Below are 1,336 nucleotides of genomic sequence, written 5' to 3' on the forward strand. Positions count from 1 at the left end.
CTTCTACATTTGATGAAAGCTTTAAACAAGCTGTCAGAAGTTTAAAGCAGTCTTTTATCAGCAAAAAAATCGAACCAATCAGAGAAACTATCCAGGACAAAATTGAAAAGCATACCAATATTTTGCAAAAGGATCCACATAACTTTATTAAGAACTTAACTTCTGGTAAAATTGTGAATTCTGAGTTTGAAGCAGAGGAAATGAAGCATTTCATTTTATTCTATTCACCAACTATTATTATGATTAATATTAGACAGAAGAAGGTCTATTATGGCGTTGAACTAGAAAATCTTGCCCCTGAGGAAAAAGATGAAGACTTTCATTTAGCGTTATTTAAATTCCTATCCGATCCTAAACGTTACAAAATGATTCAGATGCTTTCTAAGTAAAAGTGGTATGCGTATGAATTGGCCAAGACTTTTAATATTACACCTGCAACGATGAGTTACCATATCAACAAACTATACGGACTCGGGCTTATCCACGTTGAACAAGGTGAGCAAAATAAACTTTACCTTGAGCTTGATAAGGAAAGATTAACTTACTTGCTATCACAGATCAAAGATGACTTAATAAAATAACTTCTTTTTGAAGTTTTTTTTATTTTTTTGAAACTTTTTCATTTTTCATGTGTATCTATAAGTAGAGGGCCCAGAAAGGAAGTAACATGAGATTTAAAAAAACAAAAAAAATAACGGATGAATTTTCAAAATGTGCAGCATCAGAAACCATTCATGTCAATGGCACTGCATTTATTCCAATTCATAAGATAGAATTTAAAATAATTGATTCTAACTTCGCCGGATTTGGTACAATTGAATCAAAGGGAATCGTTATGGTTGATAAAGATCATGTAGCATTCTTTACTCAGGATGAAAATATAAATTTGGAAACTGTTAAAAAAGATATACCAGAATTGGATAATCGTATCCAATCAGAACAGAATTAGGAGGATTTTATGAACATTAACGAAAACGTAAACGTATTATTTGAAAAATTTGAGTCATTTATCAAATCACAAACTATTATCGGTCAAGAAATCAAAGTTGGTGATGTAACAATCATTCCAATGGCAAGTATCTCATTCGGCTTAGGTGCAGGTGGTGGTACTGGTAAAGACGCCAATGGACAAGGCGGAGACGGTGGCGGATCAGGTATGTTTGCTAAAGCAACACCTACAGCACTTTTAGTTGTAAATAATGGTGATGTAAATCTAGTGCCTATCCGAAAAGGCAGTAGCTTTGAAGGCTTATTAGAAAGTGTTCCTGCTCTAGTAGAAAAACTTAAAGACATTAAAGATAGTGAACCAAAATCAGAACAAGAAGAAGAATAGAAC

Annotated in this window: 4 protein-coding genes; all 4 read left to right on the top strand. The window is 33.0% G+C overall.

From position 1 onward, the window contains the following. Positions 1-389 (top strand): hypothetical protein (locus JF818_RS00235; protein ID WP_198889996.1); only part of this gene is annotated, 389 nt, incomplete at its 5' end. Positions 390-407: 18 nt separating this feature from the next. Beyond that, positions 408-581: a hypothetical protein gene (locus JF818_RS16600; protein ID WP_370570291.1), complete on the top strand. Its 174-nt coding sequence runs from the start codon at positions 408-410 to the stop codon at positions 579-581. A gap of 86 nt (positions 582-667) precedes the next feature. Next, on the top strand, positions 668-949 hold the full coding sequence (locus JF818_RS00245; RefSeq protein ID WP_198889997.1) for a hypothetical protein: 282 nt from the start codon (positions 668-670) through the stop codon (positions 947-949). A gap of 9 nt (positions 950-958) precedes the next feature. After that, positions 959-1,333: a GerW family sporulation protein gene (locus JF818_RS00250; protein WP_198889998.1), complete on the top strand. Its 375-nt coding sequence runs from the start codon at positions 959-961 to the stop codon at positions 1,331-1,333. The last annotated feature ends 3 nt before the right edge of the window (positions 1,334-1,336 follow it).

Source organism: Sphaerochaeta sp. S2 (assembly GCF_016406725.1).
In the GTDB taxonomy this organism is placed as follows: Bacteria; Spirochaetota; Spirochaetia; order Sphaerochaetales; family Sphaerochaetaceae; genus Sphaerochaeta.